The 24830-nt window shown below is 74.8% G+C and carries 26 protein-coding genes and 1 tRNA gene; 6 read left to right on the plus strand and 21 right to left on the minus strand.

Going from position 1 to position 24830, the window contains the following annotated elements; translation table 11 throughout:
- Positions 1–14: 14 nt before the first annotated feature.
- The 4 genes from ACN27B_RS26250 to ACN27B_RS26265 all read right to left on the minus strand — a co-directional run bounded on the left by ACN27B_RS26250 (position 15) and on the right by ACN27B_RS26265 (position 3555).
- Positions 15–668: a hypothetical protein gene (locus tag ACN27B_RS26250; protein WP_099160797.1), complete on the minus strand. Its 654-nt coding sequence runs from the start codon at positions 666–668 to the stop codon at positions 15–17.
- Complete coding sequence (locus tag ACN27B_RS26255; protein ID WP_091574230.1) at positions 665–1666, minus strand: hypothetical protein; 1002 nt, start codon at positions 1664–1666, stop codon at positions 665–667. The genes ACN27B_RS26250 and ACN27B_RS26255 overlap by 4 nt, the downstream gene beginning before the upstream one ends.
- Positions 1667–1721: 55 nt before the next feature.
- Positions 1722–2498 (minus strand): class I SAM-dependent methyltransferase, encoded by a 777-nt coding sequence (locus ACN27B_RS26260; RefSeq protein WP_099164560.1) that lies wholly within the window; start codon positions 2496–2498, stop codon positions 1722–1724.
- Between the two features lie 139 nt (positions 2499–2637).
- On the minus strand, positions 2638–3555 hold the full coding sequence (locus ACN27B_RS26265) for a TolB family protein (RefSeq protein WP_422741794.1): 918 nt from the start codon (positions 3553–3555) through the stop codon (positions 2638–2640).
- Positions 3556–3702: 147 nt separating this feature from the next.
- On the opposite strand from ACN27B_RS26265, the gene ACN27B_RS26270 reads away from it, so the two are divergent.
- From ACN27B_RS26270 to ACN27B_RS26280, 3 genes are read left to right on the plus strand one after another with little or no spacing between them, the layout of a single operon-like run.
- A complete protein-coding gene (locus tag ACN27B_RS26270) occupies positions 3703–4296 on the plus strand; it encodes an HD domain-containing protein (protein WP_091577565.1) in 594 nt (197 codons plus the stop codon).
- A 54-nt stretch (positions 4297–4350) separates the two neighbouring features.
- The gene (locus ACN27B_RS26275; protein WP_355526927.1) at positions 4351–4830 is read left to right on the plus strand and encodes a DUF2975 domain-containing protein; all 480 of its coding nucleotides are present in this window, start codon (positions 4351–4353) and stop codon (positions 4828–4830) included.
- Positions 4830–5048, plus strand: a complete 219-nt coding sequence (locus ACN27B_RS26280) for a helix-turn-helix domain-containing protein (RefSeq protein WP_091574225.1) — start codon at positions 4830–4832, stop codon at positions 5046–5048. Before ACN27B_RS26275 ends, ACN27B_RS26280 begins: the two co-directional genes overlap by 1 nt.
- A 78-nt stretch (positions 5049–5126) precedes the next feature.
- On the opposite strand, the gene ACN27B_RS26285 is transcribed toward ACN27B_RS26280, so the two are convergent.
- The 4 genes from ACN27B_RS26285 to ACN27B_RS26300 all read right to left on the minus strand — a co-directional run bounded on the left by ACN27B_RS26285 (position 5127) and on the right by ACN27B_RS26300 (position 7575).
- Complete coding sequence (locus ACN27B_RS26285) at positions 5127–6326, minus strand: RtcB family protein (protein ID WP_422741795.1); 1200 nt, start codon at positions 6324–6326, stop codon at positions 5127–5129.
- 30 nt (positions 6327–6356) lie between these two features.
- A tRNA-Glu gene (locus tag ACN27B_RS26290) sits at positions 6357–6429 on the minus strand.
- A gap of 304 nt (positions 6430–6733) precedes the next feature.
- Positions 6734–7141, minus strand: a complete 408-nt coding sequence (locus ACN27B_RS26295) for a hypothetical protein (protein ID WP_422741796.1) — start codon at positions 7139–7141, stop codon at positions 6734–6736.
- A 41-nt stretch (positions 7142–7182) separates the two neighbouring features.
- Positions 7183–7575, minus strand: coding sequence for a hypothetical protein (locus ACN27B_RS26300; protein WP_396822561.1), 393 nt, complete (start codon positions 7573–7575; stop codon positions 7183–7185).
- A gap of 170 nt (positions 7576–7745) precedes the next feature.
- Here ACN27B_RS26300 and ACN27B_RS26305 point away from each other — a divergent pair, with 170 nt between their 5' ends.
- A complete protein-coding gene (locus ACN27B_RS26305) occupies positions 7746–8519 on the plus strand; it encodes an alpha/beta hydrolase (protein ID WP_422741797.1) in 774 nt (257 codons plus the stop codon).
- A 169-nt stretch (positions 8520–8688) separates the two neighbouring features.
- Here the strand turns inward: ACN27B_RS26305 and ACN27B_RS26310 are convergent, their stop codons facing one another.
- The 4 genes from ACN27B_RS26310 to ACN27B_RS26325 all read right to left on the minus strand — a co-directional run bounded on the left by ACN27B_RS26310 (position 8689) and on the right by ACN27B_RS26325 (position 12325).
- Positions 8689–9729 carry a zinc-dependent alcohol dehydrogenase family protein gene (locus ACN27B_RS26310; RefSeq protein ID WP_099160793.1) on the minus strand — a complete coding sequence of 347 codons (1041 nt, stop codon included), beginning with the start codon at positions 9727–9729 and terminating at the stop codon, positions 8689–8691.
- Positions 9730–9890: 161 nt separating this feature from the next.
- Entirely contained in the window at positions 9891–10397 is a 507-nt protein-coding gene (locus ACN27B_RS26315) for a DinB family protein (RefSeq protein ID WP_099160792.1), read from the minus strand.
- 94 nt (positions 10398–10491) lie between these two features.
- Positions 10492–11349: a M15 family metallopeptidase gene (locus ACN27B_RS26320; RefSeq protein WP_422741798.1), complete on the minus strand. Its 858-nt coding sequence runs from the start codon at positions 11347–11349 to the stop codon at positions 10492–10494.
- 10 nt (positions 11350–11359) lie between these two features.
- On the minus strand, positions 11360–12325 hold the full coding sequence (locus tag ACN27B_RS26325; RefSeq protein ID WP_099160790.1) for an acetylxylan esterase: 966 nt from the start codon (positions 12323–12325) through the stop codon (positions 11360–11362).
- 206 nt (positions 12326–12531) lie between these two features.
- Between ACN27B_RS26325 and ACN27B_RS26330 the strand changes: the two genes are divergently transcribed.
- Positions 12532–13557: a LacI family DNA-binding transcriptional regulator gene (locus ACN27B_RS26330; protein WP_281592518.1), complete on the plus strand. Its 1026-nt coding sequence runs from the start codon at positions 12532–12534 to the stop codon at positions 13555–13557.
- 15 nt (positions 13558–13572) lie between these two features.
- Here the strand turns inward: ACN27B_RS26330 and ACN27B_RS26335 are convergent, their stop codons facing one another.
- The 8 genes from ACN27B_RS26335 to ACN27B_RS26370 all read right to left on the minus strand — a co-directional run bounded on the left by ACN27B_RS26335 (position 13573) and on the right by ACN27B_RS26370 (position 22582).
- Positions 13573–14871 carry a D-alanyl-D-alanine carboxypeptidase family protein gene (locus tag ACN27B_RS26335; RefSeq protein WP_422741799.1) on the minus strand — a complete coding sequence of 433 codons (1299 nt, stop codon included), beginning with the start codon at positions 14869–14871 and terminating at the stop codon, positions 13573–13575.
- Positions 14872–14960: 89 nt separating this feature from the next.
- Entirely contained in the window at positions 14961–15683 is a 723-nt protein-coding gene (locus tag ACN27B_RS26340) for a polysaccharide deacetylase family protein (RefSeq protein ID WP_422741800.1), read from the minus strand.
- Complete coding sequence (locus ACN27B_RS26345) at positions 15680–16849, minus strand: MGDG synthase family glycosyltransferase (RefSeq protein ID WP_422741801.1); 1170 nt, start codon at positions 16847–16849, stop codon at positions 15680–15682. Before ACN27B_RS26345 ends, ACN27B_RS26340 begins: the two co-directional genes overlap by 4 nt.
- A 91-nt stretch (positions 16850–16940) precedes the next feature.
- The gene (locus tag ACN27B_RS26350; protein WP_422741802.1) at positions 16941–18209 is read right to left on the minus strand and encodes a D-alanyl-D-alanine carboxypeptidase family protein; all 1269 of its coding nucleotides are present in this window, start codon (positions 18207–18209) and stop codon (positions 16941–16943) included.
- A gap of 89 nt (positions 18210–18298) precedes the next feature.
- Entirely contained in the window at positions 18299–18718 is a 420-nt protein-coding gene (locus ACN27B_RS26355; protein ID WP_396822551.1) for a protein-tyrosine phosphatase family protein, read from the minus strand.
- 99 nt (positions 18719–18817) lie between these two features.
- Entirely contained in the window at positions 18818–19444 is a 627-nt protein-coding gene (locus tag ACN27B_RS26360; protein ID WP_099160784.1) for a hypothetical protein, read from the minus strand.
- Between the two features lie 13 nt (positions 19445–19457).
- Entirely contained in the window at positions 19458–21242 is a 1785-nt protein-coding gene (locus ACN27B_RS26365; protein WP_099160783.1) for a DUF4012 domain-containing protein, read from the minus strand.
- A 95-nt stretch (positions 21243–21337) separates the two neighbouring features.
- Entirely contained in the window at positions 21338–22582 is a 1245-nt protein-coding gene (locus ACN27B_RS26370; RefSeq protein WP_099160782.1) for a glycosyltransferase family 4 protein, read from the minus strand.
- Between the two features lie 144 nt (positions 22583–22726).
- On the opposite strand from ACN27B_RS26370, the gene ACN27B_RS26375 reads away from it, so the two are divergent.
- Entirely contained in the window at positions 22727–23281 is a 555-nt protein-coding gene (locus tag ACN27B_RS26375) for a low molecular weight phosphatase family protein (RefSeq protein ID WP_091577562.1), read from the plus strand.
- On the opposite strand, the gene ACN27B_RS26380 is transcribed toward ACN27B_RS26375, so the two are convergent.
- Positions 23262–24710 (minus strand): polysaccharide biosynthesis tyrosine autokinase, encoded by a 1449-nt coding sequence (locus ACN27B_RS26380; RefSeq protein ID WP_099160781.1) that lies wholly within the window; start codon positions 24708–24710, stop codon positions 23262–23264. The two genes, ACN27B_RS26375 and ACN27B_RS26380, sit on opposite strands and share 20 nt — an antisense overlap.
- Positions 24711–24830: the final 120 nt, after the last annotated feature.

Below are 24830 nucleotides of genomic sequence, written 5' to 3' on the forward strand. Positions count from 1 at the left end.
GCTCCTCCAGCCAGTCAGCCCCGTGCCACCAGTCGGGCGATCTCCCGCGCCATCCGCGCGGTCTCCGCCGCGTCGCAGCGGTCCCGGCGTACCCGGTGGCTGCGCCCGTCCACCGCGCCGAGGCTCAGGTCGCACGCGCCGGGAGTGGTCCGGCCGAGCGCCACGGTCACCGCCGGCGCGCCGGCGTCGACCTCCGAGGTGTGGAATCCGCCGGCGCGCAGCGCGTACGAGTCGCCGGCCGAGTGCGTCTCCACGGTGGCGGTCGTCGCGGTGACCAACCGGTCGGTGGCGGCCATCTCGTCCACCTCGCCGAAACTGTGCACCTCGTAGATCCGCCAGGCCGGGTCGGCGGCGGCGTCGTCGATGTCGATCAGCTCGTTGCGGACCGTGCCGTGCAGCACGTGACTGAGCAGGTCCCAGCTGTGCGAGTGCATGGTCGAGGTGGTCGGTCGCACCGGCGGCGGGTCGGCCGGCCAGGCGTGCACGCAGATCCCGTCCGGCCCGTCGCGCTCGACCGGCAGGCAGGTGAACCCGAGCGGGTGCCGGACGGCCCGCAGGGCCCGCCGCCCGTCGGCGACATCGGCGAGCACGTCCAGCACCCAGTCGCGCAGCAGGTCCGGCCGGGTGCCCCGGTCGATCTCCCGTTCGAGGTCGGCGTAGCTCGTCATGCGTACGGATTCCTCGCCTGGATGGCCTTGCCGACGATGTCGGCGACCTCGCGGTCGCCGAAGGACCGGGGCAGCGTCAGCCCGAGCGCGGCGAACAGCCGGCGTACCTGCTCGACCGACGGCTCGTCGTCGAGCTTGACCTGACCGGCCGCCTCGATCGGCACCCGCCGGCTCTGCTTGCGGCTGTAGTCGAGCTCGATGTTGAACCGGTTGTAGTAGAGCTCACCCCGGTCGATGCGCAGCGCCGGGGTCTGCGGGTTCTCCTGGGTGATCACCACGCAGGAGGAGGAGAGGTCGTAGCGGAACGTGGTCATCTGGGCGGAGAGCCGCACCTCGACCGTGAGCAGGCCGGAGCGCTGCAGGTGCCAGCAGGCGGCGAGCACCGTCGCGTAGGACTCCTTGCGGGTCCGGTCGACCGTCCACCGCTCCCCCGGCGCGTCCGGGTCGAGGCTGCGGCGGAACCGCGCGTACCGCTCGCAGACGTCCTCGTCGGTCGGGTCGATGATCTCGACGGCGACGGTGAGGGTGGCGTTGCGGCGGCGCGCGTGCTCCAGGCACTCCGGCAACGTGACCGCGCGCAGGTAGGTGCCGGTGCCGCCCTTGAAGGTCCAGCGGTCGGTGTGCCGGCGGGCCTCGGCGAGCGTCTGGCCGACCTCGCTGCCGTGCAGCACCCGCACCATGGAGACGCTGTCGATGGCCTCCCGGGCCCGGTTCAGCGCGCCCTCGGGGCCGGTGATCTCGCGCATCTGCGGCACCAGGTCGGTGAGCCGGTCCCGGGTGTCCACCATGACCTGACGCACCTGCTGCTCGGCGGTCCGCCGGCGCAGCCGGTCCCGCAGCACCGCCTGCGCGAGCAGGCCGAGGACCAGCAGGATGGCGCTGTTGACCACGTCCTGGCTGACCGTGTTGGTCAGGCCCAGCACGGCCACCGTGACGGCCAGCAGCAGGCCGATGAACGCGTCGAGATTGGTGACGACCCAGGCGAACAGGCGCGTCATGACATCCCCCGGTCGACGACGGAACCTCCATGATAGCCCTTTGTCAATGTCGCGATCACGGCGCGTTTCGGGGCGGTGGCGGTGCGCCGCCGCGACGGGCCGCGCAGATGAGCGATCCGCCGAGGCCGGGCGCGGCCCGGGCCAGCCACCGCGAGGCGAGCCACCGCCCGCCGGGCAGCCGCCAGCCGACCTCGTTGGAACGCATCGCCAGTGGCGTGAACCCGGCCCGGCGCAGCGTCCGCCGCAGCAGCGACGCGGTGAAGGGACGGATGTGCAGCCACAGGTAGGGGTGCAGGGGGTCGACCTGGCGTGGCGCGCGCCCGGCGAGGAACGCCAGCCGATCCTGCACCGGCGCCAGGTTCGGGGTGGTCAGCACCAGCAGGCCGTGCGGCGCCAGGACGCGGTGGCACTCGCGCAGCAGCGCCAGGGGGTCGTAGACGTGCTCGATCAGCTCGCCGGCGAGCAGCCCGGCGAAGCTGCCGGCCCGGAACGGCAGCCCCCGGGTGGCGTCCAGGCAGACCGGCAGCGCCCGGCCGCCGGCCGCCCGCCGGGCGGTGCCCAACGCGGCCTCGGCCGCGTCCGCGAGCACGAGCGGGCCGGCCAGCGCGGTGGGGTCGAGCATGCCGCGCGGTCCGCAGCCGAGTTCCAGCACCGGCCCGTCGCCGGTCACCCCGTCGGTCACCAGCCGGGCCGCGACCGCGCGACGCACCCGGTGGTACGGGTCGTCGACGTACCCGTCGACCTCCGCGCCGTCGTGGTAGCGGCGATGGTTGGCGTGCCGGCCGTGCGCCTGGGCGCGGTGCGACGACGTCCCGGTCGGCGGCTCGGCCATCATCCCTCCACGGCGGACCCGGCCCCGTCGGCGGCGTCCGCCCCCAAGCCTCGCACCGCCGCCGGCCGTCGGGCTGGAACTCCACCCCGGACACGGGGACGCGGCGGCCGGCACGCCGGCCGCCGCGTCCCGGCGGGTGTCAGATCGCCCGCGCCCAGTCCACTCGCATGCTGTCGTCGTACTCGTCGCCCGGGATCCACCACGGCTCGCCGAAGCCACTGGTGAAGACGATGATGTTGCCGCCGTCCGGGTACTCGTTCGTGGGCGGCACCGACAGCGCGGCGCAGTAGCGCCCGTCCGGGGAGAACACCGGCGACAGGAACACCCGGGGCTCGTCGGTCAGCCGCTTGAGGCCGGTGCCGCCGACGCGCACCGAGCCGAGGGACCCACCGACGATCTCCACGTCCCGGGTCCACCGGTTGGTGCTGAACACCACGCGGTTCGACCCGGGCGTGAACACCGGCCAGCCGAAGGTCTCGCCCGGCTCGGGCTGGTAGACCCGGCGCACCTTCCCGGTGGCCAGTTCCAGCGCGCGGAGCTGGTGCCCTTCCGAGCGGCTGATCCACTCCATCACGATCATCGAGCCGTCGCGGGACCAGTTGGGCCGCAACATGCGGTGGCCTTCGACGAGGATCCGCCGGGCGCCGGTGGCGACGTTCACCGCGACCAGCGTGGTGTCGCGGATGACCATGGCGATCTCGGTGCCGTCGGGTGACCAGGTCGGCCACCCGTAGTGGGCGCCGAAGGGATCGGTGATCAGGGTGCGGCTCTGCCCGGTCACCCGATCGTGCAGGTTGAGGACCGGGTCGAAGATGGGAGCGGGCTTCTGGTCGACCACGGCCAGGTAACGCCCGTCCGGCGAGACGGTCGCGTCGGTGCCGTCGGGCAGCAGAACCTGCGGGGTGGTGCGGCCCCGGTTGATCTGGAGCACACCCGGGCCGGTGACGATCCACGGCCCGTTCACGATCTCGGCGGCGGCGGCGGGCGAGCCGGCGATGCCGGTCGCGGCGGCCGCCCCGGTCAGGGCGGCGGCACGCAGCAGGGCGCGCCTGTTCATTGCGGTCATGAGGAACCCCCGTGGTAGAAGTCTCGTCCACCCTCCGGACAGGACAGTCGTTCCGGCATCAGACGAGTGGACCATTCACCTTCGGCTTCTCGGTCACCACGCACGGTGACCGGCCGGGCGGCGGGTACCCTCGCCCCGGTGACCTCCGACGCGTTGCACCGCGCCCTGACCGACCCGGGCGATCCGCCGCTGCTCCCGCTGCCCGGCGTGGCCACCGAACTGCTGGCCGCCCTGGCGGCGCCGCCGCGCCTCGGCGCGCACCTGCGGCTGGTGCACGACGTCGCGTGGCACCTCACCGCCGCGTTCGCCGATCGGTTCCCCGCGGTGCCGTTCGACCGGCAGGCGGTGCTGTTCGGCGCGGCCGTGCACGACCTCGGCAAGGTCGAACACCCGGCCGAGCTGACCGGCCCCGGCGCGGAGCACGAGGAGGCCGGCTACCAGTTGCTGCTGCGCTTCGGCGTACCCGAGGAGCGGGCCCGCTTCGCGGTCACCCACGCCGCCTGGCACTCCCCCGGGGTGCAGCTGGAGGACCTGCTGGTCAGCCTCGCCGACAAGGTGTGGAAGGGCCGCCGCGTCACCGACCTGGAGCAGCTCGTGGTGGACCGGCTCGCCGGCATCACCGGCCAGGAGCGCTGGCAGACGTTCCTGGAGCTGGACGACGTGCTCGCCGAACTGGCCGCCGACGCGGACCGCCGGCTCGCCTTCCAGGCCGAACACCCGGTGTACGGCTGAGCGCATCCCTATGGACCGATTGACTTTCGATAGCTTCCGCGCGATAGTCGATGCATGTTGACAGCGCAACGCGCGGTGACACCTCTCCGCGCCTTCCTCGTCCTGCTGTTCGGGATCCTGGTCCTGTTCCAGACCATGTCGCTGCCCGGGCAGTTCGCGCACATGGCCCGGGAGGACCCGGACATGGCGTACCTCAGGTGGCCGGCCACCGCCGTGACCATCTTCTGGGTGCTCTGCGTGCAGGTGGTGATCGTCTGCACCTGGCAGCTGCTCACCCTGGTCAAGAACGACCGGATCTTCACCCCGGCGTCCCTGGCCTGGGTCGACGGGATCGTCTGGGCGATCGCCGCCGCCTGGCTGGTGCTGGTGGGCGTCTTCCTCTACGTCGGCTTCCACGCCGACGACCCGGGGCTGCCGCTGCTGCTGTTCCTGCTGACCACCGGCGTCAGCGTGCTGGGGCTGCTGATGGTCGTGATGCGCGCGCTGCTGCGGCAGGCCACGACGTTGCGCACCGACATGGAAGCGGTGATCTGATGCCGATCGTGGTCCGCATCGACGTCGAGCTGGCCAAGCGCAAGATGAGCGTCGGCGAGTTCGCCGAGCGGGTCGGGTTGACCCCGGCCAACGTCGCGGTGCTGAAGAACGGCCGCGCCAAGGCGGTCCGGTTCAGCACGTTGGAGGCCATGTGCCGGGTGCTCGGCTGCCAGCCCGGCGACCTGCTCGAATACGTCGAGGACGGGGAGGAGCCGTGAGACCGCTGCTCGCCACCGCCGCGCTGCTCGCCGCCGCGCCCGGTAGGGCCGGCGCCCCCTCGACGCCGGCCCCGCCGCTCAGCCCTTCACGCAGACGACCTGCTTGAGGTGGGCGACCACCTCGACCAGGTCGTCCTGCTGGGCCATCACCTGGCTGATGTCCTTGTACGCGCCGGGGATCTCGTCGACCACCCCGGCGTCCTTGCGGCACTCCACCCCGGCCGTCTGCGCGGCCAGGTCCTCCGTGCTGTACGTCCGCTTCGCCTGCCCCCGCGACATCCGCCGGCCGGCGCCGTGCGACGCCGAGCAGTACGCGTCGGGGTTGCCCTTGCCGCGCACCACGTAGGAGCCGGTGCCCATGGAGCCGGGGATGATGCCCAGGTCCCCCCGGCCGGCCCGGATCGCCCCCTTCCGCGTCACCAGCACGTCCACCCCGTCGTAGCTCTCCTCCGCCACGTAGTTGTGGTGGCAGGAGATCGCCTCGTCGTAACCCACCCGCGGGAACGCCTCCCGGACCACCTGGCAGAGCAGGGCGAGCATCACGGCCCGGTTGCGCCGGGCGTACTCCTGCGCCCACCACAGGTCCCGGCGGTAGGCCTCCATCTCCGGCGTGCCGGCGAGGAACACCGCGAGGTCCCGGTCGGGCAGGTCGGTGTTGTGCGGCAGCCCGCGCGCCACCGCCATGTGCCGCTCGGCCAGCTCCTTGCCGATGTTGCGGGAACCGGAGTGCAGCATCAACCAGACCCGACCGTCGTCCGGGCCGCCCTGCTCCAGGCAGACCTCGATGAAGTGGTTGCCGCCGCCGAGCGTGCCCAGCTGACGCTGCGCCCGGGTCTGGAGCTGGGCCACCTTCCGGTCGAGCGTGCCGAACCGGCGCCAGAAGTCGTCCCAGCCGGCCTGCTCCAGCCCGCGGATCCGGCGCGGGTCCACCGCGTCCTCGCGCATCGCGAAGCCGACCGGGATCGCCGCCTCGATCGCCGACCGCAGCGACGCGAGGTCGTCGGGCAGGTCGACAGCGGTCAGCGAGGTACGCACCGCGGACATGCCGCAGCCGATGTCGACGCCGACCGCGGCCGGCGACACCGCCTGCCGCATGGCGATCACCGACCCGACCGTCGCGCCCTTACCGAAGTGCACGTCCGGCATCACCGCGACGCCGTGCACCCAGGGCAGCGCGCCGATGTTACGCAGCTGCCGGGCCGCCTGCGCCTCGATCGTGTACGGGTCGGTCCAGACCCGGACCGGCGCCCGGGTACCGGCCAGCGGGGTGAAACCCATCGTCGTCTCCTTGCTCGTGTCCGTCTGACGTAGGCCGTACGGGACTCGAACCCGTAGCCTCCCGGCTGAGAACCGGGTGAGCTGCCAGTTGCTCCAACGGCCCCGGGACGGCCGACGCCGTCTCGAAGGTGCCCCGGACACGGAGAACCGCCCGGCTCCGGTCTGGGGGCGGGCGGTTCGCGCGGATCGTCGCGCCGGCGCTAGACGCGCCACCACCCTGGTTGCCGCTGCCGACGGCGGCGGCACGTGCCCGGTTCGGACAGCAGGGCACCACCGCGCGGCGCGGGCCGCTCGGCTCGGGTGCGATTCTGCTGCGACACGGTGGGCTCCCCCGGGTGGATCAGGTCGACGGTGCCCGCTCACGGTACGGGCGCGGCGGACGTGGCGGCAACCCGATATCCGCGCGGTCAGTCCCGCCGGAGACGGTCGCCCAGCGACTCGGCGAGCGCGGGGCCCAGCACCTCGTACGCGGGATCGACCCGGAGCCAGAGCAGTTTGTGGCGGCCACCGTCGCGCATCGTCAGCGCCAGCCGGTCACTGAGGACCCCCCGGTGCAGGCGGGCCCCGATCACGTCGTCCAGCGCCAGGACCTTGTTGGAGGGGTGGGCGGCGGCGACGGCGGCCAGGTCCAGGGTCGACGCCGGCACCTCGGGCAGCGGGTGCGGAACCGTCCGCCCGTTGGCGTGCGCGCGGGTCTCCCGAAGCCTCAGCCGACGGCGCACCAGCAGGTGCGGCGACAACCAGAGTTCACCGTGGATCCAGTCCGCCCAACCGGTGGTGCAGCTCCGGGTGATCAGTCGGGCCGTGTGCTCCACGGCGACACGTTAGCCGACGCGGGCGGCGGGACCGGTCGCCCCTAGCCGGCGTGCGCCACCGGGTGGCGCCTCATCTCCTCCATGAACGGGTAGCGGGCGGTCAGCTCGGCGAGCGTGGTGCCGGCCCGCCAGGCGGCGGCCACCTGCGCGACCTGGAGCAGGTCGGTGGCGTCGCCCCGGGCCTGGACCTCGCCGTCCACCCGCAGGTCGATCATGAAGTAGCGGGCCTGGGCGCCGAGGCTGACGCAGACGACGCCCCGGTCGGAGGTCGTCTCGGCGCAGGTGAACCGGCTGCGCCCCTGCTCGGGGGCGGTGACCCGGCCGACGTCGAGCTGGTGGGCGGTCGCGGTCTGCGCGAGCGCGGGAGCCAGACCGCCGGGCTCGACCAGGTCCGGGTAGAGGCGCACACCCAGTGCCGCCGAGACGTCGCTCATGACTGACTCCCACTTCCTCGTGACAGAGACCAGCAGCGCGTGCAGGTTACGGTCATGTTTCCGGCACGCATGGCCATCCTGTCCCGACCGACCGCCCAGGGCAATAGGAACGGTCGATCCGAACTCCGTCGGGCCCTTCCGGTCCCTCGCCGGGGGTACGCTGCCGGCTCATGGCCCGGATCAGGTGTGACTTCTTCTCCTCCGCCCTCGGCATGGGCACCTCGATGACCGTGCTGCTGCCCGAGGCGGGCGCGGCCGGCATCGGCATGCCGGGCGCCGTGGCCGACGGCGACCCGCCGGTGCTCTACCTGCTGCACGGCCTGACCGACGACGACACGGTCTGGACCCGGCGCACCGCGATCGAGCGCTACGTCGCCCCGCTCGGCCTGGCCGTGGTGATGCCGCAGGTGCAGCGGAGCTTCTACTGCGACGAGACGCACGGCAACCGGTACTGGACGTTCCTCACCGAGGAGCTGCCCGAGGTGTGCCGGTCGTTCTTCCGCCTCTCCGCCCGGCGCGAGGACACGTTCGTCGCGGGCCTGTCCATGGGCGGCTACGGCGCGGTGAAGTGGGCGCTGCGCCACCCGGACCGGTTCGCCGCGGCGGCCAGTCTCTCCGGGGCGCTCGACGTGGTGCGCCGGCGGGACCACCCGACCCGGCCGGTCGACCCGGCGGTGTGGCACACAGTGTGGGGCGAACGGCCGGCGCCGGAGCACGACGACACGGTGGGCCTGCTGGAACGGGCCGGCGCCGACCTGCCGGCGCTCTACGTCGCCTGCGGCACCGAGGACTTCCTGCACGAGGACAACGTCCGGTTCGTCGACGCCGCCCGGCGACGCGGGGTGCCGCTCACCGTCGACTTCGGTCCCGGCGACCACGAGTGGGGTTACTGGGACGCCCGGATCCAGGACGTGCTGGCCTGGCTGCCGCTGCGCCGGCCCTGACCGGCGCGCCGCGCCCCCGGCGCGCGGCCGGGGACGCGGCACGGTGGGCTCACCGCCGGGCTCGTCGCGGTCGGCGCACCCGCACCGGGTACGCGACCACCGCCGCCACCGCCATGGCGGCCAGCCCGGCCAGGGTCCACCTGGTTCGTGGGGTCATCGGGCACCTCCCTCAGCGACGGGTCAGCACGACCTTGAGCGCGCCGGTCTCGGCCGGGCGGGAGAACACGTCGTACGCCTCGACGATCTGGTCGAGCGCGTACCGGTGGGTCACCATGTGCGCGGTGTCGAGCTGGCCGGCGACCAGCATGTCCAGCAGCTTCGGCGTGGTGCGGGTGTCGACCAGGCCGGTGGTGATGGTGACGTCGCGGATCCACAGCCGCTCCAGGTGCAGCGTGGCCGGCGCGCCGTGCACGCCGATGTTGGCCACCCGTCCGCCGGCGCGGACCAGCGTGGTGCACAGCTCGAACGTGGCCGGCACCCCGACCGCCTCGATGGCCACGTCCGCGCCGAGTCCGGCGGTGACCGAACGGACCACGTCGAGCGGGTCGTCGTCGACGAGGACGGTCAGGTCGGCGCCGAACCGCTTGGCCGCGTCGAGCCGACTCTGCGCCTTGTCCACGGCGATGACGTGGGTGGGCGAGAAGAGCCGGGCGGTCTGGATCGCGGCCAGGCCGATCGGGCCGGCGCCGACGACCACCACGGTGTCGCCGGGGCGCACACCGCCGTTGAGCACGCCGACCTCGTAGGAGGTGGGCAGGATGTCGGCGAGCAGCACGGCGGCCTCGTCGGAGACCGTCTCGGGCAGCCGGTAGGTGGACAGGTCGGCGAACGGGATACGCGCGTACTCGGCCTGCACGCCGTCGACGGTGTGCCCGAGGATCCATCCGCCGCCGCCGAGGCACTGCCCGTAGACGCCCTCGCGGCAGTAGCGGCACACGCCGCACGCGGAGATGCAGGAGGCGAGGACCCGGTCGCCCTCGGCGAGGTTGGCGACGCCGTCACCGACCGCCACGACCGTGCCGACCGCCTCGTGGCCGAGCACCCGGCCCGGCTGGACCTCGGGCACGTCACCGCCGAGGATGTGCAGGTCGGTCCCGCAGATGGTGACCGCGTCGACCCGGACGATCGCGTCGCGGGGGCCGGCGACGGTGGGGTCCGGGATCTCGGACCAGGACTTCTCGCCCGGCCCGCCGTACACGAGTGCCTTCATGGCTCCTCCTCACGCCGTTGTCACCTCCCACGCTTCTCCGCGGCGGTGGGCGGGGGCAGGGCCGGAGGGCCCGGTGCGCGGGACCTCGGTCCCGCGCACGGTGATCGACGTGTCAAGAGGGGGCCCCTCCTCTACCGGAGGCGTTAACCGGGGGCCCGGCCTTACGCGCCGACGGTGCCGTCGACGGCCTCGCGGATCAGGTCGGCGTGGCCGTTGTGCCGCGCGTACTCGTGCATCATGTGCAGCATCACCAGGCGCAGTGACACGTCCTCGCCCCACCGGGCCTGGTGGCCGGTCACGTCCAGCGACTCGGCCTCCCGCTCGATGCGGCGGGCGTGCGCGACCTCCCGCCGCCACGCCTCCCACGCCTGCGCGCCGTCGGCCTCCCGCGCGTCGTACGCCGCCTGGAAGTCGCCGGTCTCCGACCAGATCAGCGGCACGTCCTCGGCGGCGATGACGCGGCGGAACCAGGTGCGCTCCACCTCGGCCATGTGCCGCAGCAGCCCGAGCAGGGAGAGGGTGGACGGCGGCGACGCCGGCCGGCGCAGCTGCTCGTCGGTCAGCCCCTCGCACTTGAGGGCCAGGGTGGCGCGGTGGAAGTCGAGGAACGCGCGCAGCGTCTCCCGCTCACCGGCCCGCAGCGGCGGGCCGATCCGTTCGGTCGGCACGGTGGATCCTCTCCGGGCGGGCCGGCGGCCCGCCGATGGTGGACGGCGGCGGTCGCCGGCAGCCTAGCCGGTGTGGATCATGAGGTGCCGGCAATCACCGCAGCGAGGACCGGGCCACCGGGAAGTCGAACCAGGTGTCCGGGTACGGCTCGTCGACGTAGCGGTAGTGCCACCACTCCCGCGGGTAGTTCTCGAAGCCCTGCGCGCTCATCAGCTCCCGCAGCAGTTCCCGGTTGTCCCGGGCGGCGGCGGTGACCCGGGCGTCGTCCGTGTGGGCGCGCGGGTCGAAACAGTCGAACCCGGTGCCCATGTCGACCGAGTCGTCGGCGAAGCGACGGCCGGCAGGCGCGGTGCACGGCACCAGGGGCTGGCCGGGCACGTACCGGGCCGGCTCGGGGCCGGGCACCGGGACCAGGGTCAGGTCGAGCGTGCTGGCCCGGCTGTGCGCGGTCGGCGCGCCGATGTACCCGTCGGCGAAGAGCCGGTCCTTGGGCACGTCGGGATAGAACTCGCCCTTCATCCGCTGCTCGTCGGGGCGCTTGGCCCAGGCCACGAACTCGTCCACCGCCCGCTGTGGCCGGTAGCAGTCGTAGACCTTCAGGCTGTGGCCGCCGGCCAGCGCCGCGGTCTGCACCCGGTGCAACGCCTCGGCGGCCCGGCGGGTGAGCAGGCAGAGCGGCTCGGGGTAGCCGTCGATCGGCCGGCCGACGAAGTTGTGCGCGCCGGCGTACCGGATGTCGGTGCGGACCGTCGGGTCGACGGCGGCCAGGTCGACCACGTCGGCCGGGGCGCGCGGGCCGGTCGGGGTGGGCGACGGCGGGGCCGGACGCGGCGCCGGCCGTTGGCAGGCCGCGGCGAGCGCCACGGCGGCCACGGCCAGGACCGTCGCCGCGCGTCTGCCGGTGCCCACCCTGCCGTGTCTACCAGCCCGGCCCGGCGCCCGGGCCGGCATCGACCGCCGGTCAGCCGTCCAGGGCGGCGCGGAGGAAGTCCAGCGCGGCCGCGTCGTCGTCGACGCCGCCCGCCTCGTGGCCGTTCCACCGCCACACCGCCAGTTCCTTGTCGCCGCGGTAGTCGTGGTAGGCGGCGTAGACCGTCGACGGCGGCACGATGTCGTCCATCAACGCGACGGAGAAGCGGGCCGGCACGGTCGCGCGGCGGGCGAACGCCACCCCGTCGACGTAGCCGAGCGTGCGCAGCACCTGCTCCTCCCGGTCGCGGTGCACGGCCAGGTAGTCCCGGATCTCCCGGTAGGGCGCCGAGTCGGTGAGCGTCACGGCGCGCGGCACGTCGCAGAGGAACGGCACGTGGACCACCGCGGCACGGACCCGGGGCGCGAGCGCGGCGGCGGCCAGCGCGGCCGCGCCGCCCTGGCTGTGACCGAGCACGGCGACCCGGTCCGGGTCGACGGCCGGCAGGCCGCGGGCGGCGTCCACCGCGCGGACGGCGTCGGTGAGGAAACGCCGGTAGTAGTACCGGCGCGGGTCCTCCACCCCGCGGGTGGCCATCCCGGGGGCCTGCGGTCCGGCCGCGGCCACGTCCGGGGTGTCGCCCCGGCTCCACCCGGAACCCTGGCCCCGGGTGTCCATCTGCAGGTGCACGAACCCGGCCGCGGACCAGAGCAGGTTCTCCAGCGGGTGGCCGCGCCCGCCGCCGTAGCCGACGTACTGCACGACCGCCGGCGCCGGGCCGGACGCGCCGCGGGGCACCCGCAGCCAGGCCCGCACCGGCTGACCGGCGAACCCGGGGAAGGTCACGTCGAACACGTCCACCCCGGCCAGCGGGGTGGGCACGGGTGTCACCTCGACGGGCTCGCCGCAGGAGCGGGCCTGCGCGAGCGTGTCGGCCCAGAAGGCGTCGAAGTCGGATGGTTCGCGCAGGTCGCTGCGGTGGCGGCGGAGTTCCGCCTCGGGCAGGTCGGTCAACACGCCTGACGTTTCCTCGTCGTCCGGTGGTGGGGAGGACGACGACGGGTCGCCGAAAGGCGTCCCGCCGCGTTCCGGAAGCTTTCCGCAACCCGTGCGAACGCTAGGACCGGCCCGACCTGTCGTCAAGACCACGCCGTACGGCAAGATGTCGGTGGGGCGGCGCGGCTTGCCGGTCGGTTCCGGGCAGCCGGCGAAGGGGACTCGGGGTGAACGCGGACGACGAGCGCAGGGTGACCATCACCGCGATCGCACGGGAGGCCGGTGTCTCCGTGCCCACCGTGTCGCGGGTGCTCAACGGGCGGTCCGACGTCGCGCCGGACACCCGGGAACGCGTCGAGGAGCTGCTGCGCCACCACGGCTACCGGCGCCGCGGCAGCCGCACCGTACGCCGGGCGAACCTGGTCGACCTGGTCTTCAACGACCTGGACAGCCCGTGGGCCGTGGAGATCATCCGTGGGGTGGAGGACGTCAACCACGCCGCCGGAATCGGCACGGTGGTCTCGGCCGTGCACCGCGAGTCCAGCTCGACCCGGCAGTGGCTGCACAACCTGCGCGGGCGGGCCTCGGACGGCGTGATCATGGTGACCTCGCACCTGGGCCCGGCGGTCCAGGCGCAACTGCGCCGGCTCAACGTGCCGGTGGTGGTGGTCGACCCGGACGCCGGGGTGGCCGGGACGGACGTGCCGGCGATCGGCGCCACCAACTGGACCGGCGGCCTGGCCGCCACCGAACACCTGCTCACCCGGGGCCACCGCCGGATCGGCTTCGTCGCCGGCCCGCCGCACCTGCTGTGCAGCCGCGCCCGGCTCGACGGCTACCGCGCCGCGCTGGCGGCCGCCGGCGTGCCGGCCGACGACCGTCTGGTCCAGCCGGGCGACTTCTACCACGCCTCCGGCTTCGCCGCCGGTGGCGCCCTGCTCGACCTCGACGACCCGCCGACGGCGATCTTCGCGGCCAGCGACCAGATGGCCTTCGGCGTCTACGAGGCGGTACGCCGGCGCGGCCTGCGCGTCGCCGACGACGTGAGCGTGGTGGGCTTCGACGACCTGCCCGAGGCCCGGTGGGCCTCGCCGCCCCTGACCACCGTGCGCCAGCCGCTGGTGGAGATGGGCCGGCTCGCCGCCCGCACGGTGCTGCGCCTGGCCCAGGGCGAGGAGATCGAGTCGCCCCGGGTGGAACTGGCCACCGAGCTGGTGGTGCGGGACAGCACCGCCGGGCCGGCCGGCCGCTGACCGGCCCGGGTCGTTTCAGTCGACTTCCGGAAGTTCGCCCTCCCGCGGCACCACGGCGGTCGACGCGGCGACCGTGGCGGCGTGCCGACGACGCCGGGCCAGCAGCACCGCTCCCCCGGCCACCAGCACCGCGCCCACCGCGACCGACAGTCCCGCGCCGGGCCGGTAGCCGGGGGGCGGGGCGCCGCCGCGCAGGTCGGCGTGGCCGGCCAGGGCCGACGCCGCCACCGTGGCGGGGGGCGTGGAGCGGTCCAACTCTCCCGGCTCCACCAGGCGGCCGACCGCGGCGTCCCGGGGCAGCCCGAAACCCCAGTCCAGCAGCGCGGCCCCCTGCTGCCAGCCGCGCTGCGTGGTGACCTCCGCGCCGAGCAGGGTGACCTCCAGGCGCCGCCCACCACGCTCGGCCGCACCGACGTACGTGTGCCGGGCCAGGTCGGTGAAGCCGGTCTTGCCGCCGATCGCCCCCGGATAGTGGTCCAGCAGCATGTTGTCGTTCTGGATCTGGAAGGCCTTCTCCCGCAACGCCGGCTGGGCGGGCACCTGCGCGGTGCGGGTGGCGGTGTAGCGGCGGAAGGCCGGCTCGGCGAAGCAGGCCCGGGCGATCAGCGCCAGGTCGTACGCGCTGGTGAACTGGCCCGGACCGTCCAGGCCGGACGGGGTGACGGCGTGGGTCTGCCGGGCGCCGAGACGGTGGGCCTCGGCGTTCATCGCCCGGACCCCGCCGGCCAGCCCGTCCGGGCCGCCACCGAGCCGGGCCAGCGCGTTGGCCGCCTCGTTGCCGGACTTCAACAGCAGGCCCAGCCAGATCGTCTCGATCCGGTAGTGCCCGCCCTCGGCCAGCCCCACCGCCGAGCTGCCCGGCTCGATCGCCACGTCGCCGGCGGTCACGGTGACCTCGCGGTTCGGGTCCAGCCGGGGCAGCATGGTGGCGGCCAGCAGCAACTTCTGCACGCTGGCCGGCACGCCGTACTCGTGCGGGCCGCAGGCGCCGAGCACCGCGCCGGTGTCCAGGTCCGCGACCACCCACGACGTCGCCGCCACCGCGGGCGGCACCGTCGCGACCGGCGGGACGACCAGGCCCGAGGTGTCCAGCGCGGCGCCACCCACGGCCCGGTCCGCCGGTCCGGACCGGGGCGGCGGCTGCGGCGGCCGGGTCGACGGGGCGGGCACGTTCGGGCAGGGCGGCGCCGCGGCCGGCAGCCGGCGCGCCGGCGCGGCGCCCGGGCGGACCGCGGCCACGGCGGGCGTCGGCGGCGTGGACAGCGGCAGGAGCAGGGCGGCGGCGAGCGCCACGGACGGTCCCCAGGTCCTCATGACCCGCAGGCTAGCCACGCCGACCCGAACGGGTCGCCGGCTCCGGGATTCGCGTCCCCGGCCCGGGGTCGCGGGATAGGGTGCGCCGGTCAACGCGCGGGCAGCCGGTGCGCGCCCAGCGGGCCGACCCGCCACCCGCGGCGGTGGCACTCGGCCAGGATGTCGGGCAGCGCGGCCAGCCCGGCGCGCCACGCGCCCGGCACGGCGGCGCGGGACGAGTCGTGCAGCAGGATCGTGCCCCCACCGGCCAGCCCGGCCCGGACGGTCCGGGCGACCGTGTCGGCGGTCGCCGTGGCGGTCCAGTCCCGCCCCCAGCAACTCCACAGCACCGGCCGCAGGCGCAGCCGCCGGGCCGCCAGCAGGGTCGCGCCGGTGAGCACCCCGTACGGCGGGCGGAGGAACCGCGGTCGCCGTCCGGTCACCTCCGCCACCAGGTCGTACGCCCGGGTCAGGTCGCGGACGGTGCCGGCCGGTCCGCGCAGCAGCAGGTTGTCGTGCGTCCAACCGTGGACGGCGACCTCGTGGCCGGCGTCGACCAGCCGGCGGCCCAGGTCCGGGCGGCGCCGCAGCATCGCGCCGAGGACGAAGAACGTGGCCCGGACCCGGTGCGCCGCGAGCAGGTCCAGGAAGCACGGCGTGGACTCCGGGTCCGGGCCGTCGTCGAAGGTCAGCGCGACGCGGTCCGGCGGGCCGAGGCCGTGCAGACCGGGCAGCAGACGGCGGCGGAGGCCGGGCAGCACGGTCAGCGCCGGCGCCACCTGGACCGCCGGGAACGCCGCCGTCGCGAGCCCGGCGAGGGCGGCGGTCCTCATCGCAGTCCGCCGCCGGCCTGGAGCAGCGCGGCGACGACGGCGATCGCGTCGCCGACCGGTTCCAGCAGCGACCGGCGGCCCGCGGCGGCCGGTCCGGCGGGCGCGGCGGCGCGGGCGGCCTCGGCGACCAGCCCGGCCGGGTCCTCCAGGGACCGCGCGTCGCGGGCCGGGGACGCCGGGTCGGCCCCGGTGACCGCCGCGAGCACGGGTCCGAGCTGGTCGGGCGAGCCGGCCCACCGGGTCAGGCCGGACCGGGCCAGGATGGCGGCGTTGGCCCGTCCGTGGCCGGGAATGGGGCGGTAGGTGACCACCGGCACCCCGGCCGCGAGCGCCTCCTGGCAGGTGAGGCCGCCCGCGTTCTCCACCACCACGTCGACGGCCCGCATCAGCCCGGGCATGTCGTCCACCCAGCCCAGGACGTCCCGGCCGGCCCCGCTCAGCCGCCGGCGCAACGCCCGGTTCCGCCCGCACACCACCACCGGCCGCGCCCCGGTCGCGCCGACCTCCGCGACCGTGGCCGCCACCTCCCCCGCACCCCAGGAACCCGCGACGACCAGCGCGAGGACACCGTCGGGGGGCAGGCCGAACCGGTGCCGGGCCCGCCGGCGGTCGGTCCCGTCGCACGCGCCGAACGCCCGCGACACCAGCGGCTCGACCACCGTCACGTCGACGCCGTCCGAGGGCCGCAGCTCCGCGTGCCGGACCGTGCAGTACACGTCGACGCCCGGGGCGAGCCAGGACGGATGGACCACGAGGTCGGTCACGTACGTGATCACCGGCACCCGCAGCCGCCCGTGGCGGCGCAACGGCCCGAGGATCTGGTTCGCGAACGGATAGGTGGTCACCACCGCCCGGGTGTCCGGCGGGATGCGCCGCCGCATCGCCCGGCGGAACGGGCGCAGCAGCGCGCGTACGGCGCGCACCGGGACCGACGACCGGCTGGTGAGCCGGAACAGCAGGTGGTAGCCCCCGGGCAGCCGGTGCAGCAGTCCCCGGTACGCCTCGCGCACGGCCCGGTGCAGCGGACCGGGCAGCAGGTGCAGAACGTTGAGCCGGTCCACAGCGAAGCCCCGGGCGCGCAGCCGCCCCGCCAGCTCGTCGGCGGCCCGGTCGTGCCCGGCGCCGATGTCCGCGGAGACCACCACGACGCGTCCCGGGTGCTCCATGCGCCGCGCATACCCACGACGGCGACGTCCACGCGACCGGAACCGGCGGACAGCCGGCGGGCCAGGCGCGGCGACGGCCGCGCCCGGGCGGTCAGGCGCGGCGGCGACCCGGTCGGCGGGAGCGGCCCCGGCGGGCGGCGAGCACGGCCGCCGTCCCGCCGACGACGAGCGCGAGCAGCCCGGCCAACGGCACGATCACCTGCCAGTCCCCGTCGGCCACCCGACGCAGCGCGGTCCCCGCCGGCCCGCGCCACGGTGACGGCTCCGGACGGGCCGCGGCGGCGGCCGGGGCCTGCCGCGGCTCGGCCTTCGCGGCGTCCAGCTCGCCGGGCTCGACCAGCCGGCCGACGGAGGCGTCGCGGGGCAGCGAGAAGCCCCAGTCGAGCAGTTGGGCGCCCTGCTGCCAGCCCCGCACCGGCCGGGCCTCGGCCCCGAGCAGGGTGACCACCAGCCGACGACCGCCGCGCTGGGCGGCGCCGACGTAGCTGTGCCGGGCCAGCTCGGTGAAGCCGGTCTTGCCGCCCAGCGCCCCCGGATAGCGATAGATCAACTGGTTCTCGTTCTGGATCTGGAATCCGCCCTTCTTCAGCGCCGGCTGGGCCGGGATCTGCGCCCGCTCGGTCAGCGCGTACCGGCGGAACCGCTCGTCGGCGAAGCAGGCCCGGGCGATCAGCGCCAGGTCGTACACGCTGGTGAACTGGCCCGGACCGTCCAGGCCGGACGGGGTGACGGCGCGGGTCTGCAGCGCGCCGAGCCGGCGGGCCTCGGCGTTCATCTCGGTGACCCCGGCCCGGGCGCTGCCGGCGCCCAGCCGGGCCAGCATGTTCGCCGCGTCGTTGCCGGACTGCAGCAGCAGGCCCAACCAGAGCGTCTCCACCGCGTACCGCCCGCCGACGAGCAGGCCGACGGCCGAGCTGCCCGGCTCGATGTCCAGGTCGGCGCGGGTGGCCACGGCCACCTGCTTCGGGTCGAGCCGGCTCAGCATGGTGGCGGCGAGCAGCAGCTTCTGGGTGCTGGCGGGGGTGCCGTACACGTGCGGCCCGCACGCGCCGAGCACGGCGCCGCTGTCCAGGTCGGCGACCAGCCAGGTGGTGGCGGTCACCGCCGGTGGCGCGGCGCTGCCGGGCGGGGCGACCAGCCCCGGAGCGGCCAGCGCGTCACCGCCGACGACCTGCTGGTCGGGCACCGGCTCCGGCGGGACGGGGCGCGGTGGCCGGGAGACCTTCGGCGCGGGCAGCCGGGGACAGGGCGCGGTGGCCACCGGCGCGGCGGTGACCACGGGAGCGCCCCGCGCCGGGACGGGCGCCCCGGTGACGAGCAGGGTGACGGCGGTGGCGACGGCCAGGACCCGGGCTCTCATGAGGAGGCACCCTACCCAGCCCGGGACCCGGACCGGCGCGGCTCACCCGGCCGGTGACGCTGCGCCCAACCCGCGGCTGCGTGGCGTGGTCAGTCGACGCGGCGCAGCCACCACCGCTGCCAGGGGGTCTCCACCGCGCGCGGGTGGTAGCGGGCACGCACCCACGCCACCGCCGGGCCCGGCGCGAGCCCGTCCAGCACCGCGAGGGCGGCCAGGGCGGTGCCGGTCCGACCGATCCCGCCGCGACAGGCGACCTCGACGCGCTCGCCCGCGTACGCGCGCCGCCGGCCCTCGCGCAGCGCGTCGAGGGCGTCCGCCCGGTCGCGCGGGACCCAGAAGTCGGGCCAGTCGATCCGTCGGGTCGGCCAGGCCGGGTCGGGGCCGGGCGCGAGCAGCAGGGCGAAGTCGGCGGGTGTGCCGGGCGCCGCGACGCGCCGCCCGCGCACGACGGCGCCGCCGGGGAGCGTGAGCAGGCCGGTCGGGTCGGCCCACGGTCGCGTCGGTGCCACGACGTCATTCTGCCTCGTGTTCCGGACGCGTGAGTGCCCGCCGGACCGGGTCCGGCGGGCACTCACGATCGGCCGGGTCCTCCCCCGGCGCGCCTCGGCTCAGCCGAGGCGACGGCGGCGCCAGGCCAGGGAGGCCAGCAGCAGGACCGCGCCGGCGGCGGCCAGGCCACCACCGAGCTTCAGCGGCGTGCCGATGCTGTCACCGGTGACCGGCAGACCGCCGTGGTGCGGCGGCCGGGTCGTCGGCCGTCCGTGCACGGGCAGGACGGTGCCGGTGGCGCTGGCGATCCGACCCGACGTCAGCCCGGTGGCGGTGAAGGTGTGCCGGCCGGTGCGGGTCGGCCGGTACTGCACGGTGAAGGCGCCGTCGCCGTCGGCCGTCACCGTGAAGGTGGTCGGCGCGGGCTGCGGCTGCGCGCGGTTGGGCGTGTAGGCGACCGGGGCCATGGCCACCGTGCTGCCGTCGCTGCGCCGTGCGGTCCCCTCGGCGGGGGCCGCGGCCGGGAGATTCGAGATGGCGACGTCGATCCGCACCGTCTCGCCGGCCTGGAAGCCGGTGCCCCGGAGCGTGAAGGTCTCGCCGAGACGGATCGTCGTGGGCGACACCGTCAGCGCCGCGCCCGGCGGCACGTACGGTGGCTGCGGCTGCGCCGCGCCGGCCGCGGTCGGCACGGCCGCCACGGCCAGGCCGACCGTGAGCGCCATGATGATGCGGGATAGCCGCATGATGGATTCCCTCCTACTGTTCACAGCTTGGTGCGTTGACTGTTCGGGTGGTCCATGGGGTGACGGTGGGTGTGTGCACCAGTTCGGCCGTGCCGGCGCCGGTCTGGCCGGTGAGCAGCGTGACGTCGAGGGTCCGGGTCTGCCCCGGCTTGGCCTCCACGGTCGCCACCGCCACCTGGCGGCGGCCGTGGGTTCCGCTACCCATCGCGGTGTCGCGTCCGTCCAGCCGTCCGGTGAGGACGGCGCCGCCGGTCGGCGTGAACACCGAGACGAAGGTGCGTGGTGTGTACTTGTCGCCGGACATGGCCAGGCCGGTGACCGACCGGCTCAGTCCCGACCGCGGGGCGGTGGAGCCCACCGTCACCCGGAGCCGCAGCTCGCGGCGCCCGTCCGGCTGACAGTCGCCGACCGTGAGGGCGGCCGAGAACCTCAGGTAGTAGCCGAGCTTCGCGCCGCTGCCGTCGTTGAGGAACACGCCGACCGTCGGCACCGTGTCCTTCTCCGGGAGCTGCCCGGCCAGTCGGCTGCCGGCGAGCGCGCGCTGCTCCTCAGGTCGGGCACTCCAGAACAATATCCGACTTTCACTGATTGAACGGTTGAAAACGGTCAAAAGTGACCGCGGATCCACCGTCTTGGTGAACATCGCATCGAAGACGCGGGCGGCCGCCGTGGCGAAGAACTCGTCCTGGGCATTCGTGTCCAGGTCCCGGTAGACGTCGCTGAGCAGGGTCCGCACCGCGGTGCTGCCGGCCAACGCCGGACCGCCGGGCACCGGCACCGGACCGATCGCGCCGAGCAGGTAGGACAACACCACCGGGTCGACGGCCAGCACCCCGTCCGCGGTGGTCCCGGTGCGGCGGCGCACCATCTCCCGGTAGAGCGCGGCGGCGGTTGGGAAGTCCGGGTCGAGGTTGACGTCGGCCGGATACATTCCCGGCAGGTCCGACCAGAGCCGGCGTGTCTCCGGAGCAACCTTGAGCGGCGGGTCGAAGAACCGCAACTCGCTCGACGTGCCCTGGGTGACCATCCGGATCCGCCCGTCCTCCGCGCGCAGCACGGCGTAGGCGCCGAACATGCCTCCGGTGGACCGCAACTCGGCCGGATTCTGCGAGACGAGCAGGTAGGTGCGCGGGCCGCCGGCGCCGAGCAGCGGCGGCAGCAGGCGGGCGCCGCGGTCCGCGGCCGAGGTGAGCTCGCCCAACTGCTCGAGCTCCGAACGCAGGGCGGTGACCGCGTCCCGCACCTGCGCCACCAGGTCCGCGGTCGGGACGGCCGCCAACCGCTGCGCCGTGCGCCGGACCGCCTGGTCGGCGGTGGAGACCTCCGCCGAGACCGCGCGCAGCCGGTTCAGGTCGAGCTTGCCCTGCTTCGGCACCAGCGAGGCGAGATCGACCCGGAGGAGGGTGGGAAAGGCGAGCCGGGCCAGGTCGTCCACCGCCACCGAGATCTCCCGCACCGCGGTGAGGTCGTCGCCGGCGTACGGCGTCCGCTGGCCGACCCACCAGGCCGGGTCCCCGGTCGCGCCGCGCGCCGCGGTGGCCTGCTCCTGCAGGGCGGCGAGGGTCCGCTGGGCGCGGGCCACGTCGCCGTCGAGCACCTGGGAGCTGAGTTCCTTGGCCAGCCCGGCGGCGTTCACCAGGTGGGCACGGGCCTGCCAGCCCCGGAACGCGACCCAGCCTCCGGTGGTCAGCAGCACCGAGACCACGACCAGGCCGACGAGCAGGATCCGGCGGACCCGGGCCCGGCTGCGCCGCCGCGAGCGCCGCCGCCGACCAGGCGAAGCACCGCGTTCCGTCACTGTTCCCCCTACGTGTCGAATCGGACACTGAACGCATTGACTGCTTTCTAGCACGAAAATGCAGGCGTTCGTCGGGTTTTGGGGGCTCCTGAGCTTTATCGCCCCACTGCGAGGTTTGTTCGCCTCGCCATGGCGGTGGACGCCTCGCGCAACAAGCCCTCGATCCGGTCCACCCCGGCCCGCAACGACATCTCCCGCAGGTAGGCGTCCCGACCGCGACGGCCCATCTCCACCCGTGCGGCCCGCGGGATGGCCGCGGCCAGCCAGAACCGGTCGGCCAGCGCGGCCCAGTCCTCCGGCGGGCAGGACAGGCCGGCGCGCGCCCGCTCCACCAGCTCGGCGGTGTCCCCGCCGGTCGAGGCGACCACCGGCGCGGCACAGGAGAAGGCGGCCTGCAGCTTGCCCGGCACGGTGCCGCGCAATTCGGGCACGTCGCGCTGCATGACGAGCTGGTAGTCGGCGGTCGCGTACAACTGCGGCATGTCCACCGGGGACCGCCACTCGACGAACCGGACGTTGTCGGCGCCGAGGTCGGCGGCGAGCCCCCGCACCCGCCGCTCCTGTGCACCGGAACCGACCAGGACCAGGTCCATCCGGTCGCCCAGCGCGGCCGCCGCGCGGACCGCGGTCTCCAGACCCTGCCGTACGCCGATCGTGCCGGCGTGCATCACCAGGCAGCGGTCGTCCCGGCGGATCAGGCGACGGGCCGCGGGACCGGGCTCGGCCGGGCGGAAGATGCGCTCGTCGGTCCAGTTGAGCACGGTACGCACCCGGTCCGGCCCCGCCCCGGCGGCGACCACCAGGTCGCGCATGGACGGCGCGGTGACCGCCACCGCGGCGGCCTCCCGGTAGAGCCGGCGCAGGCTCGTGTCGAACCGGTCCGCCCAGCGCCGGTTCTCCCCCGGCCGGGACGGCTCCTCCCCCGTCCAGACGTCCTGCACGTGCAGCACCGTGGGCACCCGGCCGAGCAGCCGCAGCAGACCCGCCGCGGCGAAGGTCACCGCCGGGTGCTGGAAGACGTAGAGCGCGTCGACGTCCCGCAGGTAGCGCCGCCCGGCGACCGCCACGCTGCCGGCGAAGGAGAGCCAGGCGGCCGTGCGCGCCCCGGGCGAGGCCTCACCGCGGGCGTACCGGGGCACCCGACGGACGGTCAGCCGCTCGCTGTGGGTCTGGTGCCGCCACCGCTGTCGCCAACCGGGATAGACGTGACCACCCGGGTAGTCCGGGAAGCCGGTGAGCACCCGCACCTCGTGGCCGCGGGCCGCCAACTCCTCGGCCAGGCTGCCCGGGATGAACGCCGGCTCCGGCGGGAAGTGGTAGGACAGGATGCCGATCTTCATGGCCGCGCTCCCGGCGCGGCCTGCGAGACCGCCGCCGTCCGCACCGCGTACGATGCCCGCATCCCCTCTGCGTCCGGCCGCGACCGCCGGAAGAACGCCGTCGCGGCACCGTGTCCCGCGACCGCGCCGACGAGAGGGGTGCAGATGGTCGACGGGGTGCTCTTCGTCTGCCACGCCAACATGTGCCGGTCCCCGATGGCCGAGTTCATCGCCCGCCGCCTGCTGGCCGACCTACCGGTGGTGGTGACCAGCGCCGGGACCGACGCGGTCGACGGCGCCGCCATGCATCCGTACGCCGTCGAGGTGGCGGCCGGCACCGGGGCCGACGCGGCGGCGTTCCGCACCCGCCGGCTCCGTCCGGAACACCTGGCCGGGGCGGCGCTGGTGTTGACCGCGACCCGGCGGCAGCGCTCGGCCTGCACCGCGCTGGCCCCGGCGGCGCTGACCCGGACCTTCACGCTGCGCCAGTTCGCCCGGCTCGCCGCCGCGGCCGAACCGGCCGGGGCGACGGCGGACACGCCGCTGCGGGCGGCGGTGGCGGCGGCCGTCCGCGCCCGGGGGCGGATGCAACCCGCCGCACCCGGCGCGGACGACCTACGCGACCCGATCGGTGGCTCCCCGGCCGACTTCCGCCGCTGCGCCGAGGAGATCGAGCGGTCGATCCGGCCGGTGCTGGCGCTCATCGCGACAGCCGGGTGAGTTCCTGCGTCCGGTCGCCCACGGCCGGCTGCCCACCCCGCCGGGTGCCGGCCCGGTCCGTGGGCACGGACGGCGCGGCGGGCACGACCACCTTGTACGCCTCGTACTGGTAGGCGTCCGCCTTGGCCACCTTGGCCATGTTGAGCACGCAACCGAGCAGGCGCACCGAGACCGAGCTGAGCGCGTGCGCGGCCGCGGCCACCTGGCTGCGTGAGGTCCGCCCCTGCTGGGTGACCAGCAACGCGCCGTCGGCCTGCACCGCCACGACCACGCCGTCGGTGACCGCCAGCAGCGGCGCGGTGTCGATGACCACGATGTCCGCCGACTCGCGCAGCGCCACCAGCAGGTCGGCCATCGCCTTGGAGCCGAGCAGTTCGCTGGGGTTCGGCGGGGCGGCGCCACTGGGCAGCACCAGCAGCGACTTCTCGCCCCAACGCTGCACCACGTCACCGACCTGCACGTCGCCGACGAGCACGTCGGTGAGGCCGACGCCGCCGTCGAGGCCGAGGTAGTCGGCCACCTTGGGCCGGCGCAGGTCGGCGTCGATCAGCAGCACCCGCCACCCGGCCTCGGCCAGCGCGATGGCCGTGTTGCAGGCCATCGTGGTCTTCCCCTCGCCCTGCAACGCGCTGGTGACCGCGATGACCCGGGCCGGCTCGTGCACGTCCACGAACCGCAGGTTGGTGCGCAGCTTGCGGACCGCCTCGGCCCGCGGCGAGTTGGCCGCGTCGCCGACGATCAACGGGGCCGCCTTCGCGCCGGACTCGAAGGGGATCTCGCCCAGCAGCGGGCTGCCGGTGACCCGCTGCAACGCGGCGGCGTCGCGCATCCGCACGTCGGCCAGCCCGCGCAGCACGGCGAGCGCGGCACCGGCCAGCAGGCCGAGCAGGCCGCCGAGGACCAGGTTGCGCACCGGCTGGGGGGACACCGGGCTGGACGTCACCCGAGGGCCGCTCACCACCTCGATCTTGATCGGCGGCGACTTGCCGTCCGGCGGCGTCTCCACCTTTCGGACCAGCTCGGTGAACTTGGCCGCGAGCGCCTCGGTGGTCTTGAGCGCCCGGGTCTGGTCCGTGTCGGTGATGGTGGCGTTGAGCAGGACGGTATCGGGCTTGGCGGAGGTGGTGATCCGGCTGCGTACCTGGTCGGCGGTGAGGCCGAGCGGCGCATCGGCCACCACGCTCTGCGCCAGCCGGTCGCTGGTGAGCAGGTCGCCGTAGGACTTCACCCGCTGCTGGAGGAAGAGGCTGCCCTGGTAGGCGTCGGTGACCCCCTGGCTGGGTGTGGTGACGAAGAACGTCACCGAGGCCTCGTAGCGAGGCGCCGTCCGGACCGTCACCAGCGCGGCGGTGCCCAGCGCGAGCATCACCGTGACCAGCACGATCCACCAGTGGCGTCGGACCAGGCGCAGGTAGCCGAGAACGTCCATCACGCTCCCCCTCGCGACACGCCGGTCTGCCGATGAAACTGCACGAAAGCCCCCTAAAAACACCAGTAGCCGTGCCAGGATCGAATCGCCTATTCGCCACGTTAGGTGACTGGACGAATG

Source organism: Micromonospora sp. WMMD754 (genome assembly GCF_049315235.1).
Taxonomy (GTDB): domain Bacteria; phylum Actinomycetota; class Actinomycetes; order Mycobacteriales; family Micromonosporaceae; genus Micromonospora; species Micromonospora sediminicola.

Bases quoted from the DNA above. Each gene is read 5' to 3' on its own strand.
- ACN27B_RS26300 (WP_396822561.1), bottom strand. From the start codon at position 7,575: ATGAGCGACGTCTCGGCGGCACTGGGTGTGCGCCTCTACCCGGACCTG.
- ACN27B_RS26370 (WP_099160782.1), bottom strand. From the start codon at position 22,582: ATGAAGATCGGCATCCTGTCCTACCACTTCCCGCCGGAGCCGGCGTTC.
- ACN27B_RS26360 (WP_099160784.1), bottom strand. From the start codon at position 19,444: ATGCGGCTATCCCGCATCATCATGGCGCTCACGGTCGGCCTGGCCGTG.
- ACN27B_RS26305 (WP_422741797.1), top strand. From the start codon at position 7,746: ATGGCCCGGATCAGGTGTGACTTCTTCTCCTCCGCCCTCGGCATGGGC.
- ACN27B_RS26380 (WP_099160781.1), bottom strand. From the start codon at position 24,710: ATGGACGTTCTCGGCTACCTGCGCCTGGTCCGACGCCACTGGTGGATC.
- ACN27B_RS26285 (WP_422741795.1), bottom strand. From the start codon at position 6,326: ATGGGTTTCACCCCGCTGGCCGGTACCCGGGCGCCGGTCCGGGTCTGG.
- ACN27B_RS26275 (WP_355526927.1), top strand. From the start codon at position 4,351: ATGTTGACAGCGCAACGCGCGGTGACACCTCTCCGCGCCTTCCTCGTC.
- ACN27B_RS26265 (WP_422741794.1), bottom strand. From the start codon at position 3,555: ATGAACAGGCGCGCCCTGCTGCGTGCCGCCGCCCTGACCGGGGCGGCC.
- ACN27B_RS26335 (WP_422741799.1), bottom strand. From the start codon at position 14,871: ATGAGGACCTGGGGACCGTCCGTGGCGCTCGCCGCCGCCCTGCTCCTG.
- ACN27B_RS26260 (WP_099164560.1), bottom strand. From the start codon at position 2,498: ATGGCCGAGCCGCCGACCGGGACGTCGTCGCACCGCGCCCAGGCGCAC.
- ACN27B_RS26375 (WP_091577562.1), top strand. From the start codon at position 22,727: ATGGTCGACGGGGTGCTCTTCGTCTGCCACGCCAACATGTGCCGGTCC.
- ACN27B_RS26250 (WP_099160797.1), bottom strand. From the start codon at position 668: ATGACGAGCTACGCCGACCTCGAACGGGAGATCGACCGGGGCACCCGG.
- ACN27B_RS26350 (WP_422741802.1), bottom strand. From the start codon at position 18,209: ATGAGAGCCCGGGTCCTGGCCGTCGCCACCGCCGTCACCCTGCTCGTC.
- ACN27B_RS26310 (WP_099160793.1), bottom strand. From the start codon at position 9,729: ATGAAGGCACTCGTGTACGGCGGGCCGGGCGAGAAGTCCTGGTCCGAG.
- ACN27B_RS26255 (WP_091574230.1), bottom strand. From the start codon at position 1,666: ATGACGCGCCTGTTCGCCTGGGTCGTCACCAATCTCGACGCGTTCATC.
- ACN27B_RS26345 (WP_422741801.1), bottom strand. From the start codon at position 16,849: ATGGAGCACCCGGGACGCGTCGTGGTGGTCTCCGCGGACATCGGCGCC.
- ACN27B_RS26320 (WP_422741798.1), bottom strand. From the start codon at position 11,349: ATGCCGGCCCGGGCGCCGGGCCGGGCTGGTAGACACGGCAGGGTGGGC.
- ACN27B_RS26280 (WP_091574225.1), top strand. From the start codon at position 4,830: ATGCCGATCGTGGTCCGCATCGACGTCGAGCTGGCCAAGCGCAAGATG.
- ACN27B_RS26340 (WP_422741800.1), bottom strand. From the start codon at position 15,683: ATGAGGACCGCCGCCCTCGCCGGGCTCGCGACGGCGGCGTTCCCGGCG.